The 16,982-nt window shown below is 38.3% G+C and carries 13 protein-coding genes; 6 read left to right on the forward strand and 7 right to left on the reverse strand.

Features of this window, described 5'->3' with window-relative positions:
• Positions 1-82: 82 nt before the first annotated feature.
• A complete protein-coding gene (locus ACTIEV_RS02200) occupies positions 83-454 on the reverse strand; it encodes a hypothetical protein (RefSeq protein WP_322196054.1) in 372 nt (123 codons plus the stop codon).
• Positions 455-492: 38 nt separating this feature from the next.
• Here ACTIEV_RS02200 and ACTIEV_RS02205 point away from each other — a divergent pair, with 38 nt between their 5' ends.
• Genes ACTIEV_RS02205 through ACTIEV_RS02215 form a run of 3 tightly spaced genes read left to right on the forward strand, consistent with a single transcriptional unit; the run spans position 493 to position 1,929 of the window.
• Positions 493-1,449 carry an IS1595 family transposase gene (locus ACTIEV_RS02205; protein ID WP_322196055.1) on the forward strand — a complete coding sequence of 319 codons (957 nt, stop codon included), beginning with the start codon at positions 493-495 and terminating at the stop codon, positions 1,447-1,449.
• Between the two features lie 10 nt (positions 1,450-1,459).
• Positions 1,460-1,612, forward strand: a complete 153-nt coding sequence (locus tag ACTIEV_RS02210; RefSeq protein WP_322196056.1) for a hypothetical protein — start codon at positions 1,460-1,462, stop codon at positions 1,610-1,612.
• Positions 1,609-1,929 (forward strand): hypothetical protein, encoded by a 321-nt coding sequence (locus ACTIEV_RS02215; protein ID WP_322196058.1) that lies wholly within the window; start codon positions 1,609-1,611, stop codon positions 1,927-1,929. Before ACTIEV_RS02210 ends, ACTIEV_RS02215 begins: the two co-directional genes overlap by 4 nt.
• 304 nt (positions 1,930-2,233) lie before the next feature.
• Here the strand turns inward: ACTIEV_RS02215 and ACTIEV_RS02220 are convergent, their stop codons facing one another.
• Together ACTIEV_RS02220 and ACTIEV_RS02225 are read right to left on the reverse strand one after the other, a co-directional pair.
• Positions 2,234-2,635 carry a hypothetical protein gene (locus tag ACTIEV_RS02220; protein WP_322196059.1) on the reverse strand — a complete coding sequence of 134 codons (402 nt, stop codon included), beginning with the start codon at positions 2,633-2,635 and terminating at the stop codon, positions 2,234-2,236.
• A 52-nt stretch (positions 2,636-2,687) separates the two neighbouring features.
• On the reverse strand, positions 2,688-3,788 hold the full coding sequence (locus ACTIEV_RS02225; RefSeq protein WP_322196060.1) for an NAD(P)/FAD-dependent oxidoreductase: 1,101 nt from the start codon (positions 3,786-3,788) through the stop codon (positions 2,688-2,690).
• A gap of 109 nt (positions 3,789-3,897) precedes the next feature.
• Here ACTIEV_RS02225 and ACTIEV_RS02230 point away from each other — a divergent pair, with 109 nt between their 5' ends.
• Entirely contained in the window at positions 3,898-4,443 is a 546-nt protein-coding gene (locus ACTIEV_RS02230; RefSeq protein WP_322196062.1) for a hypothetical protein, read from the forward strand.
• A gap of 29 nt (positions 4,444-4,472) precedes the next feature.
• On the opposite strand, the gene ACTIEV_RS02235 is transcribed toward ACTIEV_RS02230, so the two are convergent.
• The 4 genes from ACTIEV_RS02235 to ACTIEV_RS02250 all read right to left on the reverse strand — a co-directional run bounded on the left by ACTIEV_RS02235 (position 4,473) and on the right by ACTIEV_RS02250 (position 15,323).
• Positions 4,473-10,856 carry an alpha-2-macroglobulin family protein gene (locus ACTIEV_RS02235; protein ID WP_322196063.1) on the reverse strand — a complete coding sequence of 2,128 codons (6,384 nt, stop codon included), beginning with the start codon at positions 10,854-10,856 and terminating at the stop codon, positions 4,473-4,475.
• Positions 10,857-11,382: 526 nt separating this feature from the next.
• Positions 11,383-12,255 carry a succinate--CoA ligase subunit alpha gene (gene sucD / locus ACTIEV_RS02240; protein ID WP_322196064.1) on the reverse strand — a complete coding sequence of 291 codons (873 nt, stop codon included), beginning with the start codon at positions 12,253-12,255 and terminating at the stop codon, positions 11,383-11,385.
• Between the two features lie 97 nt (positions 12,256-12,352).
• Positions 12,353-13,192 (reverse strand): DUF4198 domain-containing protein, encoded by an 840-nt coding sequence (locus tag ACTIEV_RS02245; RefSeq protein ID WP_322196065.1) that lies wholly within the window; start codon positions 13,190-13,192, stop codon positions 12,353-12,355.
• Positions 13,193-13,337: 145 nt separating this feature from the next.
• Positions 13,338-15,323, reverse strand: coding sequence for a PKD domain-containing protein (locus ACTIEV_RS02250; RefSeq protein ID WP_322196066.1), 1,986 nt, complete (start codon positions 15,321-15,323; stop codon positions 13,338-13,340).
• A gap of 305 nt (positions 15,324-15,628) precedes the next feature.
• Between ACTIEV_RS02250 and efp the strand changes: the two genes are divergently transcribed.
• Together efp and accB are read left to right on the forward strand one after the other, a co-directional pair.
• Positions 15,629-16,195, forward strand: a complete 567-nt coding sequence (gene efp / locus ACTIEV_RS02255) for an elongation factor P (RefSeq protein ID WP_178889926.1) — start codon at positions 15,629-15,631, stop codon at positions 16,193-16,195.
• A 248-nt stretch (positions 16,196-16,443) separates the two neighbouring features.
• Positions 16,444-16,926, forward strand: a complete 483-nt coding sequence (gene accB / locus ACTIEV_RS02260; protein WP_322196067.1) for an acetyl-CoA carboxylase biotin carboxyl carrier protein — start codon at positions 16,444-16,446, stop codon at positions 16,924-16,926.
• Positions 16,927-16,982 lie beyond the last annotated feature (56 nt).

Below are 16,982 nucleotides of genomic sequence, written 5' to 3' on the forward strand. Positions count from 1 at the left end.
ACAGACCCCGAACTAACGAGTATTTTAGCTGAAATGGATATTTTAAAAAATAAGTTTGAAGCCAGATTAGCGGAATTAAGGGCTACTTACCCTGAAAAGTATAAGGAGTTATTTTTGAGAAGTACATCTCCACTCCCTCATCGTTAAGAAGCCTAAACTGTCCTGCACCTCCGTTTAGAAACCAAATTCGATATTCTTTAACCTCATCTTTATCTATCGTGTGTAACCAAGTTTCAAAAAATTCAGGCTCATCTTTCGCATCTGTTAATACAATTTTATATTCCATTGGCGGTGTGATTGGCACAAGGATTTCTTGTTCACTTGCGTGTAATTTTCCTGTTTTGCCAACAGATGAGGTCGGATGAAAAAACATAAACAACTGATTATCCTCTCTAAACCAAAAACCAATTAACGCATCTTCAATAGCTAATATTCTTTGCTCTTTTACCGTCATAAAATTTGCTTTGAAACAAAATACTAAAAACTATTTATATGTTCAAAAACTTACATGAGTTAATTGCCCAGATGCCCGATGAAAAAAGTTGTCGGTTGTGGTTAGCTGAACAAAGATGGAACGGTAAGCCTGTATGCCCTCACTGTGGTTTTGATGGGAAGATATATGTGATTGAAGGGGGTAAAAAATACAAATGCGGTTCACAGACTTGTTATAAGAAATTCAGTGTAACAGTAGGTACATTTTTAGAAGGTAGCAATATCCCGTTAAATAAGTGGCTTATGGCTATCTATATATGTACAGGACATAAAAAAGGGATAAGCAGTTATCAGTTGGGGAAGGATATAGGAGTAACGCAAAAATCCGCTTGGTTTATGCTCCATAGAATTAGGGCTATTATGACCGAAAAGGTAGATGTACAAATGACGGGAATAGTGGAAGCGGATGAAACGTATATGGGTAGGAAATACAGGTCTGACTATGTGGGATTAAGCCCCGAAGAAATAGACTACAAACTAAAAACACCGCAGAACAAGAAAGGGGCTGTTTTAGGCATAGTAGAAAGGTCAACGGGTAAAGTAAACGTAAAAGCATTTAGCGAGATCAAACGGGATGCACTTACCGACTATATGAGAGATAAGGTAGAAGAAGGAAGTACACTGCATACAGATGAAAGCAGCTTATACAGGAAATTAGAGCATAATGGATATGGAAGGGAAACCGTAATCCATAGCCGTAAGGAGTTCGCTAAAACGTCTGTAACAGGGTATAGAGTACATTGTAATAATGTAGAGGCTTTTTGGTCAGTAATGAAACGGGGAATACATGGTATTTATCATCAAATAAGCTACAAGCATTTACAGCAGTATTGTGATGAATTTTCATTCAGGCACAACCACAGACACCTAAAAGACCATGAGAAATTCCAAATAGTATTCAAAGGGTTAATCGGACGTTTACCCTATAAGGAATTGGTTGCCCCAAAAAATAACTAACTTAGTCCCTATGGCTAAGAAAGTAAAACCTATTATACTCCCCCCCGTACCCAAAATGACTAAAAAGGCACTTGCAGAAGAAAAGCCTTTAAAGGTCAATTTAACAGCAGATGAACTTTTAAAAAAAATCTTAAATAGTCAAATTAAAAAGAATAAAAAATGAATATAGTTTGGCAAATGTATTTAGATGATAATACCTGTTTTGACAATATTACCGCAGAAGAAAAAATATTATTTGATTGTATATGGGATTATGTAAAAGGTAGATTAATGCCTTTAAAGGATGAAATAGACAAGGAAGAAGCAAAAGACATGGGAGTAAAAAATAAAGGTGTTATTATCGGATTCCCGTATAAGGGAATAGGGTGTCAAGGCTATTCAAATGAGTTACAACAAAAAATATTGTCATGTTTTGACCAAAACGGGATAGATGCAATGTATTTAGCCTGTAATGAGAAATTAAAAGCCCTTAATAATTGACCACAAAAACAAAAAGCCACCCCAATTAAAATCCTTCCAATTAATTGGATTGCCTCCTACTACTGTTCCTTTAAATTTATCTAAGTCTATATAATCTTTAGATGTCATTCACCATTTACTAACTAAGGCTTTTACTTTCTCTTGTCCTTAATAGTAAGTTGATACGGCGTTGGCGGCAAAATAAGTGTATCGGCGGTGTTTGGCCTTGATGAGTGGTAATACTGATCAACAATCGAAAAACCATCAAAAAACAGTATCCATTCAGCATGAATCATCTAGTGATGCTTTTCTGAAGAATACCGCATTAATAAGCTTCTTTATGTCTAGGTTTCCAGATCAGGTAATAAAAAGCCAATATGAGAATACCTGTTACAAAAGGAATGAGTGCGAGATCTTTATACGTGTAATGAGCAAAAAGTATCTTTTCATCAAATTCTAAGAATTCAGTGATCATCCAGTAGGAGTTGGCACTGATCCATACAGCAATGGCGAGATTATGACAGAGTTCAGAAACGATATGTCTTGTTCTCCAACTTATGACCAATGCAATAATAAGCGTAGGAAAGATCATGGAGATGCCAAAAACAGCAAAGCCTAAACACCAGGCCACATCTTTAAACAACCAGAATACGATGTGCAGATTTTCCATTTTGCGATAGCGCAAGGGAATAATATAGTCTTGTTTGCTCCCGCCAGGTTCAGCCATTGATTTTAGTTTTTTGAAGGTAATGGCTGCAATATTAATTTTTTGTCACCAATCAGCGGCTTAAAATGCGTGTAAATCTTGTGACATCAGCGGCTGGGGTCATAGGTTTTCCTTCCGTCAGGTATTGTGCAAACTCATGGGCAAAATAAGGAGCCAACGAACATCCTTTTGTTCCCATTCCATTAAAGACACCCACTGACGGATGCAAAGGATGTAATCCTACAAAAGGTCTTCTCTCCATATTGGTCGGACGTTCAGCAGCCATATGATCTAAAATCTGATAGGGCAGTTTCAACCAATATTTCAGTTGTTCTTCTGTTTTCATCCTGAAAGTTTCTGATGGATTAAGATCTGTAAAATCCCATTCATAGTTAGAACCTATCCACCATAACCCATCTTGCCAAGGAACCAGATGGATACCTTGTTTATAAATATTGGTAGCAGGCAATCCTTCAATAGCAGCGATGATGGCTTGACCTTTATTCGGCGCATAAGGTAATAGATGGAAGTATGGATTTTGAAAGCCGGCAGCCCCTTCACAACAAATGATTGACTTCGCCGTGATATGTTGATATTGTACTTCAGATGCTTTGATGGTACAATCTTTCCAATCAAATCTTTGTTCTAATAAAATACCTTTCTGTTGTAATTTTTTTCTCCATTCTTTTAATAAGCGGTTTAGATCAATCAACCAGCAAGGATTGATTTCTCCAACTCCAAAATCAAACTGAAAAAAAGATCTTAGTTCTTCAATTTCATCAGGTATGCGCAGGTATTCTTGTTCTTCCGGTAATCTTTCTTTGAAAGCCAACATCATTTGTGGTGTTGGATGAAAATCCAGAATATTGGTTTGCCTGATCAGGGAGGTATTTAATTCTTTTTCAAATGCGCGATACACTGCTACCGCAAAAGGCATGATCTTTTCAATTTCCCAGGTTCGTACAATTCTTCTGCCGGTAACCGGGTTGATTACACCACTGGCTACTTTAGAAGCGGTATAAGGACCTGGTTCATCTATGACCAGAACTGTTTTACCTGCCTTCAATAAGTTATGACTCAGCATTGTTCCACAAATCCCTTGTCCAACGATTATATAATCCACCACCATATTCGTAAGCGATAATAAGCTGCAAAGTTCATTAAATAGGTTCATTCTTTTGCATGGAATATCTTTTATCCTTTCTTGAAACCGTCAATCCAAAAATAATATGACGCAGGCATCATTATTGGGTTGGGCTGTGTCATGCTTCAAAATCAATTGCATGAAAAAACTGTGGATGGGTTTATTACTGCTGTGTATTTGTTCTGAAACGATAACAGCACAATCAAAAAAATTTCGATTAACACTATTGCCAGAGGCCGGCTTGGTAAGTTTTGATGGAAAGAGTGGAAGCGGCTGGGGGCTATATGCAAAAGGATCATTTGTTACCGGTTCAACAGGAGCATTAACGCTAACAACAGGAATAGGAAGAGCTAGTTTGAAGAAGCTGATTGGTTCCTCTGAAGACTATGTCATACGCTCTATCCCTGTATTGCTTGGATATGAACATGCCATGGGGAATTTCAGAATAGAACCACAACTAGGTTTGGGAGAGTTGGGTGGTAAATATACTTTGTCGGGAGTGGTAGCTCGTCCATCCGTTGCTTCCTTATTTTCAGCACTGACCCTTAGATACCAATGGAAACCGATATCGGTTGGTCTCAGAGCCCAATACCAAAAATCCATTGAAGGAAAAGAGGTAGGAACATGGTATCGTTCAAGAATGGGATTTTACACCATTCAGGTAGGTATGCCCCTGGTGAAATGATCTTTGATTTTTTGATCAAAAAATCAAACTTATTCTTCTACCCTCAATATCATTCCCCCCGAATTGGCTGTAAACTCAGGTGCGTACATACATTGGATACTTGCATTACCTGTTGAGAATACGCCGGTGTGGGTGATGTATACAGGATAGTCGAATACATAAGTCCCTTTATTCAGTTGACCAATAAAGAAATTTGTACTGGCATCTTTGGTGCTTTCATAATAGCCAAGTCTGTCTTGCCACTTGAATCCACTCAACACATTCACAGGTTCCATGGTGGCAGATCTGGTATCTTTTAGGTGGAGGTATTCCATCGGACGATCACTTTTGATGATCATTCTGACGATTACTTTATCGCCGGGTTTTACCACATCATTTTCTTTTAATGCTTCCAGTACTTTGCCGGCATTGCTATTTTTCTCAACAAACAATTCTTTGGTAATTGACAATGGAGTTGCAGAAGGAGTGATCTTATCCATATCCTCAAAATATTGCCAATGTACAGCACCCCATGATATGGATTCCTTAGATCCTGTTCCTTTTGTTTGTACCGTGATTTGAATATTTCCCATCTCTGGTTTTACCAACCTACCCTCTACACGTTGCTGGTAATAACCTGTACCTACTTCTTTTGTATGGGTTTGGTTATTATAAAGTGTATTACCTAATTGGATGGTAATATTTTTATCTGTGTGCAGCAGGTCTGTACCTGTCATAATCAATGAATAAGCGGCATCGGCAGTTGCTACTGTGGTATTCCAATGATTGGTTTGTTTGTTCAGCAGCAACCAGTTTCTGGCGTGATTAATACTTTTTTGTCCGCCTACAAAATTTTGATCTTGCAAGACTTCTTGCAAAAATTGGATCACTGTACTTTGATGTTCTATCTGTGAAGTATACCATGAATAGCCGGATCGATCTTTCCAATAAACGGTTGCTTTTGATGGATCTTCCACAGCATTTTCTAAAACAGGGCTAAGAATATTTACATTCACAAACCTCTTTTCGTTATTTCTAAAATAAACCAAGCCTAACAAAGACTTATTGTAAATACTTTGTCTTTGAATATTCTTCTTACCAAGATCATAATAATAGCTATAAGCATCATAAGTACCGGTTTGCTGAATATCTCTAAAGAAACTTCTCATATACAGATACTGAAGTTCAAATCCGGAAAGTATCGGCTTGATAGAATCGAGCTTTGCAGCTTTTAATACACGGTAGTCTCTAGTGATACTAGCATCAAGGAATTTTATGGCTTTATCGATGAGGGGTTTAAGTCTGATAGCAATATCCGGTGTCATCGCTCCCAGTCTTTTTAGTTTACCAATACCTGTCATGACATAATTGGTCATATATCGATCTGCATAACCACCTTTAAACCAACTAAAGCTACCATCGGGCAGTTGCATGTCTTCTAATTTTTTGATCAATTGATCTGATTGTTGGTTCATGCGAAAGACATCAAATAATAACGCCAAGTTTTTGTTTTTCTGTTCTTGTGTTTCGGCTTCAAAAACCCAAGGTGTTTCTTCCAGCATTACTTGTTTCAAAGATTCGTTCAATTGCAGTTTGCTTTTCAAAGCAACCGTATCTTTTTGCCAAGCTTCAAATACTTTTTTGATTTTGGCATCCTTATTTATGATATAGTGTGCCAATGCATTTGCATAAAACCTATTAAAGGTTTGTTCAACGCACTCATATGGGTATTCCATGAGATAGGGTAGAGAACGGATGGCTTCCCAAATGGGATTGGCTGTGTAGCTGATGGTTAATGCTTCATGTGTTAAACTCGGACTATTGGCATTGATGAGTTTTTCAAAACGAAATTTTTGTGTGGTATCTTTTGTAATGAGGATGGGTAAACTTTCAGTCACCAATTGTCTGTTTGTCAAGACAGGAAGCGTATTTTCTTCGCCATCACTATAATTACCTGCCTTTGCTACCAATCGCCAAGTAAGGGCACGATTGAAACTAAAAGGTATTTGGATAGGAAATTTTACAACTGAACTCTGTTTAGCAGGTACGGTAAAATATTGTGAAGGAAATACATTTTGAAACCAGCCATCCACTAAAGAACCCGCACTTGCATCAATGAGTTCCAGCATTATTTGTCCTGATAGCTCCTGATCACTTAAGTTAGAAACTTTGGCACTGAATTCCATTTTATCGCCTTCACGCATGAATCGAGGAGCATTGGCTTGCACCATTAAAGTTTTCTGGGTAATGACATCAGCTTGACCACTGCCAAAAGCTAGGTCTTTGTTATGTGCTATCGTCATCCATTTCCATTGTGTAACTGCTTCCGGCATCGTAAAACTGAAACTGTAATTGCCGGTACTGTCTGCATGTAGATGCGGATAAAAAAAGGCTGTTTCATTAAAATTTTTACGAATGACTACAGGCGTTTGAGCATTTTTTGTGGTAATAATCAAAGCACCCTTTTCGGCTTTCTGTCCAAAGCGTTTAACTGCTTCAACCGGCTCGAGATACTCCGAAGAAATAATATCGGCAGGATTAATATTCGAAATACTAGGCACAATGACACCATCCACTAATAACAAACTACCCGGCACTATCGTAGAAATACCTGCTCCTCTAATTTTAATATCACCATATCCTACAGAAGCATCATAAGAAAATAATCCCGTGGCGGTATCGTCATTAAGACCGGTAGTAGCTTTTTTAGCAGCGGCTGTTAAAACCGATGGCGGACTCATGGCTTTATTCTGATCCATCAACTCATTGCGATGGTTACTAAAATAATACTTCGATGTGTATTGCAAACTTTCTATCAAATGCTTTTTTGCTTGGATAGAAAGCAAGCTAGAAGGCTGTTGAGACCAATATTTAAGATTCTGAACCATCAAATCTTCGGAATTTGTGGCTATTCTGTCCAGCTCAACCTCTTCATACTGAACAAATGGAATGTCTACGTATTTGGCTAAAGATTGTTGTATGGTGAAATTATCTCCGGCATAGAAATAATTATTCCATCTGTTATTCAGCCATAATGCCGGTTTTTGCCATTGATGTTGCTTGAATTGATCTAAAGAAGCATCATACATGCCGGTGAGTACCTCGGCATCCGTATGATCACCTTTTAAACCCTTGATCTTGATCGTCCAATTTTCTTTACTTCCAGGTTCCGTTTTATTGCGATAAGAACTGTATTCAACATCCAATTGTTTATTGGTCCATGGAACATCGATCATGTATGTTTGTGTATACATCCTATTGTGAATCACATAGGCTTGTGTAATCATCATACCGCCTCTATCTGTTTCGGTTGGAGAAAAACGGATATCTGTCAATCCATTCTTGCGGGTTTGATATTCAAGAACAGCTTTTTTATTAAAGCGTTCTGTTTTGCTGATGACAAATATTTCATTAGCTGATGCTCCATGAATAAATACAGCAGTATCCCCTGGTTCAACCGTTTCTTTCTTTGTGAAAGTAAAATCATATTCAGGTGAGGGTAACTGTCTTGATACGGAATTAAATACCTTGACATAATTCACTGTTTTTACGACAGGGCCATTTTTATCCTTGGTTGTTGCTACTATTTCATAATGACCGGGTGGCAATGGTTTTGTCAAGAGAAACTTATCCGTATTTTTTGTATCAATATTAGTTTGTTGCAACACAGATACTCTTGACCATGTGGATGGATCGGATTCATTTTCATACTCATCATTAGGAAATAATGAGATGAAATCTTTTGGATTGTATAAGAATAGGTCAGGACGTTCCCATAATCTTTTTTTGATCAGTCTATCTGGATGTTGAAGTGAGGTGATTTTTATTTGAACAATGGCGGGTTCTTTTTCATTACTTAAATTGGTTGTTAATACAGGAATCTCTTTAAATAGATTAGCATCTGCCCATTCAGGTATAGTTAGAGAAAGCGATAGTGAGGTATTGCCGGTAGTGATGGCAGTTTGAGCATTTCTTGTTTCGCCATTGGCATCTGTGACCGTTGCGCTGACAGAGAAATCAAATAATTGATTGGATTCTTTATCAATATTAATATCGTCAGTAGTGGCTTTGAATTTGATTTGAAAATTACCTGCTGCATCTGTCGTGAGAATTCCTTGGCTGATCTCTCTTCTGTTATAAGAATTGGTGGGTCTTTGACGGTAATTGTAATACCGAAATCTCACATCTCTTGTTACAGTATATGTCACTTTTGCGCCATCAATGCTATTCCCTGCGAATGCTCTAGCAGTACCGGAAACTGTGATGCTGTCATTGAGTTGATAAGCTTCCTTAGGTTTTTCTAGTATTACAGAAAATGTTGGTCGCTTGTATTCTTCAACTGAAACATAGGCAGACGAATTACCATATTCTCTTTTGGTATAGATAGAGTAGCTGCCGGTGAGCCCTTGCATAGGCAAAGTGAAACGGCCACTAAATGACCCATAACTATTCAACTGATAGCGAGCAGAGTCAATCGTTTTTCTGTTGACATTTTGTAAGTACACCCAAATTGAATCCTTTGTACTGATCACTTTGTTTTGTTGGGTCACATAGTCTTTCATGGTGCCAATACCTTTGAAAAATAAGGTTTGTCCGGGTCTATAGATGGATCTGTCTGTAAAAAATAAAATTCTTTTCGTTTTATTTTCATAGTCAGCTATTTCACTGCTCTCAGTAAGTTCCTTTGTTGTTGGTTCGAAATAATTTTCATATTCAGTTCTGCTAAATGAAAGACGATCATTTTTGGTTTCAAAAGTATACTTGTAAGTTGCGTAGCTTTTTTTCTCAATGAAATTTAGATAGCCGTTTTTATCAGTCGTTTTTTTGGCAAGCAATTTTAGCTGATACTTATACAATGCAGAGTTATAAGTGTTTTCAAAGATTGATACAGTTACATTAGCCAATGGCTTACCTGTTTCACGATGTACTACAAAAATGTCATTTTTATTCTTGATATAACTAATATTGGAAATGATGAAACGTTGATGACTTAGTTTACTAACGTCATTATTTTTGAACATAGGGTCATTCGAGCATAATAATTCATATTCCCCAGATGGTAATTCAGGTAAGGCAATTTCAACACCGTGGTATTGATGATCTGTTGTTTTTGGTAAGATTTGAGCAATGGTTTTAAATGGAGAGATCGATACTATTTTTTCCCAAAACTCATTTTTCCATACCTCAGCTTGCTGATCGTCATTTCCGGCTTTTAGAATACGGATATATAATGTATCAATATTTTTATATGCTACGCGCGCTCGAAATTTTTTATTAATTGGGTTGACATGTTCTGTCTTGATAGACCAACTCGGAACTGTTATTTCCGATAAAAGTGTTCGCATTTTTTGTACGGCAGGTAGGCTGGTATCAAAACTTGATTGTACATCAGTGATTATTTTTTTTGCATGGGTAAGTGCATATCGGTGTGTAGTATCTAAAAAAGGTTGATACGAGTCGCCTTTTCTTTTTTCATTAGCTGCTAAAGCGTACCAATACGAAGCGATAGCAGGAGTGCTAGGATATAATGCAGTAGTCTTTTTCAGGGTATTTTCATAATGATGATCTTTGTTGGGAAATCTAGCTTGTTCATATGCCCATTCGATTCTTTCAAGATTGAATTGAAGTAGCCATCCCAAACTGTTTCGGTTTTTATGCTTTCTTAAAAGTTGCTGGTATAACTGTAGTGTTATGAAATGATGTGCATCATCATTCGGGGAAGTAAATTTTGTTTCTATAAATTCATTCAATTCATTCAATACAGCAGGATCTTGTAAGGAGAAAAAATCACTGGTTCTGCTGACGAAATACTCTTCAGATTTATAAAAACCAATCGCTTCCACTAAGCATAGATCTGCCAGGTCAAGCGGGGCATAAGAATAATGGCCTTTGATAAGAATGGCATCATATTGATCTACCGTAATTTTCTCAAGAGAAGAAATATGTTTTAAAATTTCCTTGAATTGCAGAGCAATGTTTTTCCTGATGTCATCAATAGTCCATGTATTGATATCTGTATTTTGATTATTCACAACAGACTTTCTGTTGTAAATGACCCATCTATTGTTTTGAAAATATTTTTGTAATTGTTTATTGAATAGTAAGCGATATAAGCTTTGTACAACGGGATCGTTATTGTTTTTTATTTCTGCTTGGAGATCGGCGGCTATTTCAATAGGTCCTTTTGCTGAAACAATATTTTCTAAAGAATAACGATAAATCAAACATTTAATCTTTTGAGCGGGGAGGTTTTGCTTATTTGCTCTCTCATACAGTTGGTTTACTTTATCCAGAGCTGTTTTCGTCAAACCATTTTTTAATATCAGTGTATCAATGTGTAACCATTCTCTGGTAAAACTGGTGTCTTTTTGTTGGGAGAATGAATTGATGGATACGAATAATAAAACTGCGAAAAGAAACTTCTTGAGCATCATGCAATGAAATTTGGTAGAAAAATACGTCCTATTTCATAGGGATGCAAACATCCTGTAATATTCATACAAAGTGAATTGGATTAACAAAAGTTTAGGGCAAAAAAGAAGCTTGCAGCAATTGCTACAAGCTTACCCCCAATTTGTAGTTGTTGTTTATCCCTGCGGACTGATTTTCCAACAAATGCAATTTCCAATTTTTTAATGATGACGCAATACCTGTAAATGGGTATTTTATCTTGGTAACAATTAAATAATAGGGAAAGAAATAAGAAACAAGGAACATGAAACAAGAAAGTTTCAAGTGAGTAAGCGACAATTTTAAATAGCGCCGGACTTTAGTCCGGCGAAAAGAGAATAGGAGATAAGGGTGAATCTATAAAACAAGAAGAGGAAGTCTCAAAAGTAAAAAGAAGGCTTTGAGAATCGCCTAAATGAAAACTTTCTCCATCAGGTACCCGAATAAAAAGAGGCTGTATCGGACTTTTGATACAGCCTCTTGTAAAAGAAAATGATATGAATTTGCTGATTACTTTTTGAGAGCTGCAGCCATTGTTTTACCAATGTCAGCAGGGCTGGCTACTACATCGATACCACATTCTGCCATGATTTTCATCTTAGCTGCTGCAGTGTCATCGGCACCACCAATAATAGCACCCGCATGTCCCATACGACGACCCGGAGGAGCGGTTTGGCCTGCAATGAAACCAACTACCGGTTTTGTTTTATTGTCTTTGATCCAACGAGCAGCTTCTGCTTCCATGCTTCCGCCGATCTCACCGATCATGATGATACCATCGGTTTCAGGATCGTTCATTAATAATTCAACGGCATCTTTTGTAGGTGTACCAATGATGGGGTCACCGCCAATTCCGATGGCTGTACTGATACCTAAACCTGCTTTCACCACTTGGTCAGCAGCTTCGTATGTGAGTGTACCACTCTTAGAAACGATACCGATGCGACCCGGTTTGAAAATAAAGCCTGGCATGATACCTACTTTTGCCTCTCCTGCAGTAATAACACCCGGACAGTTAGGTCCGATCAAACGGGTATTTTTACCCAAAAGATAGTTTTTAACTTTCACCATATCCTGAACAGGAATACCTTCTGTGATACATACAATCAGGCTAATTCCTGCATCGGTAGCTTCCATGATCGCATCTGCCGCGAAAGCAGGGGGAACGAAAATGATACTTACATCTGCACCTGCAATTTTAACTGCATCAGCTACGGTATTGAATACCGGACGATCCAAATGCGTTGATCCGCCTTTGCCCGGTGTTACACCGCCAACTACATTGGTACCATATTCAATCATTTGGGTAGCATGGAATGTACCTTCTGTTCCGGTAAAGCCCTGAACAATGATCTTCGAGTTTTTATTCACTAATACTGCCATGGTAATGGTTTCTTGTATTTGAAATTTGCGGCAAAAATAGGAGAAAATGAACGGATACCACCCAATGATCCAAACTTTGTTCAATAGATACCTCAGATCAGCGTCCGATGCTGAAAAATGAAGAGTATTCAAAATTCAAACTCGCCCAGTAACTCTGCCAATCTGCTTTTTCATCCCCATTGAGTCTTTCCATATAAACAGCACTTACCATAAATGGACCTGAATATCTTTTCACAGTCACTGTTCCGCGGTTATTCGTGCGGTATTCCTGCATCTGTGTCGCGCCATTTTTTTCTCGGTGCCAAGTCTTTACCAGCAAATTGACCAATGGCTTCCCCTTGAATAATACCCTGAATTTCACAGTTGGTAGGTTATCGGAAGGTAACCTGGCAGGGCTGGCGTAGGGGTTTTCAAATGGAATTATATCGAGCGGAAGAGTTGTCGGCTCAATACAGGCATCTGTTTTTACATCACCTACCTGGATAATGGTTTTTACAGAACGCTGATAGTATTCCTTACCCGGCTTTTGATTTTCATTATTTTTTTGCCGGAAATCCAGCGCTGTCTGCAGTCCATCTTCTTTCAAATAATCATTGAATTTGTCGCCTTCCAACTCAATATGTGAATTGATACTGTTGAATACCACCATATGCGTGCCTTCGACTTGTAATGGCAACCTGATGGAATCTCCTTTTTGGATGGATAGTTTGTCAGCAATATCCACCATTGTTCCATTGGGGAGATAATGGGTGAGTCGTTTGATTTTTTCTTTATTACCAGTCCAATTTTCTCCTGTGAAATTTTCACCCACCTGAAAACGAATCAATGCGATGTCTCGGATGGTATAAAAATATTTATCAGGGGCCAGCCAAAACTCGTGAGCGGAGAGTAAAAAGGCTGCCATGAGAAAAAAGAATGACAAAAACAGTTTTTTCATTACTGCAATGTACTTAAATGAAATCGTAATACAGCCGAGTACGGAAGACTAGTTAGGTGGTTGAAAATAGATCATCTGAAGCATGGATTTATTGCCACTGTCCAAGGGACTCCTTCGGACAGTGGCAATTTATATTACTAAACCACTATAATTTATAGAACAACCTACTATCATTACCAACAGCACTGGTTACTCTCAAGAAATAAGGACCTGTTTTTAACTCTACAGCCGGAATTTCAATAAAATTATTACCGCTGAGTAATCCTTTCTTGGTTTTCCATTTGATGGTGCCATAAATATCATAGATGCCAATCTCCACTTCAACACCCACTTTGACCCAGATCGTCGTTACAAAACGAGATATAACCGGATTGGGATTGATTTGGATGATTTTGATGCGCTGACTAATAGGTTCATTCACCGTACTGTCTTTTATTTCGAATACTTTACATACTTCACTACTACAACCCGCAGCCGTTTTTATTTTCAGACAAACTGTATAGATACCTTTTTGGCGGTATTCTTTTTCCGGTGCAACTATATTTCCACCTAATTCAGTACCGTCACCAAATTTCCATTTGCGTTCAATGATACTGTCACCAGGAACAGCTGTTGAACCCACGCTATTGAATTTGATTTTTTTCTGCGCTAGTCTTTGATCAGAGAATGTTGCAACACATCGGTTATTCGGAGCTGTGTACGTGATGTTCTCACAATACCTGCTCTCACAACCTTTTGCTGTTTTAATAACCAAGCAAACATTGTACACCCCTGATTTACGATATTGATAGATTGGGTCTTTTCTATTGCCTGTTAAAGCGGCAGCGCTATCACCAAAATACCATGTTCTGCTGATGATACTATCACCCTGTGGTGCTACCGCGCCCAGACTATTAAATTGTATGGACTGTTCTTTCTTTGTATAACTAAATATGGCTTTACAATACAAAGGTGGATTCGCAATCGTAGGATCTTTAACAAGAATGGTACTGCAATACATAGCTTCACAACCCTTGGCAGATTTTATTTTCAAACAAACGGTGTAGGAGCCGGTGTCTTTAAACGTTTTTGAGACACTCATTTCATTCCCATCAATAGCCGTTCCATCACCCAAAATCCAGATGCGCTGTATGATGCTGTCGCCATTGGATGCCAAACTTCTGGCACTGTTAAATCTAAAACTGCGATTACCGTTTTTTTCAAACGTATACATGGCAGTACAAATAAGAGGTTCTTCAATTTCAATAGTAGTACAATACCTGCTTTCGCAACCTTTGGCGGTTTTTGTATACAGACATACTTGGTATTTACCGGATTTGCTGTATTGGTACACAAGTTCTTTAGCGCCACTTTCTATTATTTTGCCATCACCCAAAATCCAGCCATACTTAACAATACTATCATTGTTGATAAAACTGCTGGTGCTATTGAAGACTACTTTTTTTCCATCTATTCGGAAACTGAATTTAGCCTGACAGGTAAGCGTTGGTTTTACGATTGAGTCGCGTACAATGATGGTTGCACATACTTTGCTTTCGCAGCCCTTTTGCGTTTTAATGTATAGGCAAACATTATACACACCGGTGTCTTTAAATTCTTTTAGTGGACTAATTTCTCTTCCCTCAAGTATGCTGCCATCACCGAAAATCCATTTTCTAAGGAGGATACTATCACCGGCAGGTACCGTACTATTTTTTGAACTGAATCGAAATGTTTTTCCCTGAAGCTTTTCATATGTCAGTACTGCTTTGCAATTCGCTGGTGGAATGCTACTACCAGGTGTACAGAGTATAAAATTACTTTCTGCGTAGTTGCTGGTGTTATTGATATTGGGATGATTGATGAGTAGTTGCCCATCACAATTCTCTGTACTCACTTTTATTTTCGTAATAGTACTGTTACATCGAATCGTATCTATATAAAAACCATTTGGATTGGTTTTTACTGTTTTGACTATACAACAAGCGGCAGACACACTACTGCTATCGATTCTAATAGTGATTACTTTGTTGCCAGCAGGTTGACCATTGCTGTATTTTACGGTACCTTTTACTATAATGGTATTCGCAAAACTGCCCAGCGGAAGTAATAAAAGCATGAGACGGCAGATCAATCGAATGACGTTTTCCATAGGTTTAGTTTTTTGATCTCTTTAACAGATACCATCTTTTTCAATACCGCAGTCCAGACCTAATATTTTTTTAATAGCGCTACTATTCTAAGTCAAAAATCTCTGCCTTATCTCTGGTTACTTCAATTCTCTGCGGTAAATAAAACATAGTTTACTGCAGAGAGCATGCAAAAGGAGTGTTTACGCAGCGGCATTTATTAATCGGGAACTTTTTTGGGGTAATTGGGAGAAAAATCAGGCATCCGACATCCGACATCATAAAATCCCCCCAAACCCCTACTTTTGCGGCAGAAATAAACCTTATTATGGCAACTACATCAGACATCAGCCGTGGCATGATTTTAAAGCTAGACGGCAGCTTATATTCAGTGGTAGAATTTGGTGAGAACAAAACAGCCCGTGCAGCAGCAAAGGTTTGGGCCAAGCTGAAAGGGGTGGATAACAAACGTTCTATTGAAAAAACCTGGAACAGTGGAGAAAACATTTTCCCAGTGCGTGTGGAGAAAAAAGCTTTTCAGTTCTTGTACAAGGACGAAAGTGGTTTTAACCTGATGAATAATGAGACATTCGAGCAGATTGCGCTGGCGGAAGAAATGATTGACGCTCCTCAGTTTCTGAAAGATGGTTCTGAGGTGTTTGTTTATATCAATACCGAAACAGATCAACCTATTGGTGCTGAATTACCTGAAAAGATTGTTTTAAAGATCACTTATTGTGAGCCGGGTTTAAGAGGTGATACAGCTACCCGCGCCCTAAAAGCCGCTACTGTTGAAACAGGTGCTACCGTAATGGTACCCTTGTTTGTGGAAGATGGCGAACTGATTCGCGTAAACACCAAGACTGGTGATTATGTAGAACGTGTTAAAGAATAATGAAATTCGTTTATAATAGGAAAGGCACTTTCGGGTGCCTTTTTTGGTTACAAAGGATAGTTGACAGTTGATAGTTGACAGAAAGAAGGATATTGTATTCCTATCAACTATCAACTGTTAAATATCAAGTGTCAACCTCAAAAAAGAATATCCCAAAATCAAAGAAATCCCCTGTTTTTATCAAAAAAAAGCTATTTTGCCCCTCGATTTGACCTAAACTAACCGATTTTACCCCAAAAATTGCCATTATGGATTTAAAGCAAATTCACGAGTTGATCAAGATCATCAATAAGAGTAATATTGGTGAAATCAGTATAGAAGATAAAGATGGTAAGGTAACCATCAAGCAGAAAGAAGAGCCTGCAGTAACAGTAGCTGCTGCTCCTGCGCAGGTTTTCCATACGGCTCCTGCTCCTGCTCCTGCCACAGCCCCAGCACCCGCTGCTGCAGCCCCCGCGGCACCTGCTGCTCCGGCTCCTAAGTCAGACAACCTGATCACGATCAAAAGTCCTATGATTGGAACTTTTTATCGCAGAGCTTCTCCCGATAAGCCTGTTCTTGCAGACGTAGGTGCAGAAATCGCACCCGGAAAAGTGGTTTGTATCATTGAAGCTATGAAGCTGTTCAATGAGATTGAAAGTGAGATCAGCGGTACCATCGTTAAAGTATTGGTGGATGACGCAAGTCCGGTGGAATATGACCAGCCACTGTTTTTAGTAGAGCCGAAATAAATAATTTGAAAATGAGGTAATTTGTCCCGCATTTTTTGCGGGATGAAAATAGGATA

The organism is Sediminibacterium sp. (assembly GCF_051861365.1).
GTDB lineage: Bacteria > Bacteroidota > Bacteroidia > Chitinophagales > Chitinophagaceae > Sediminibacterium.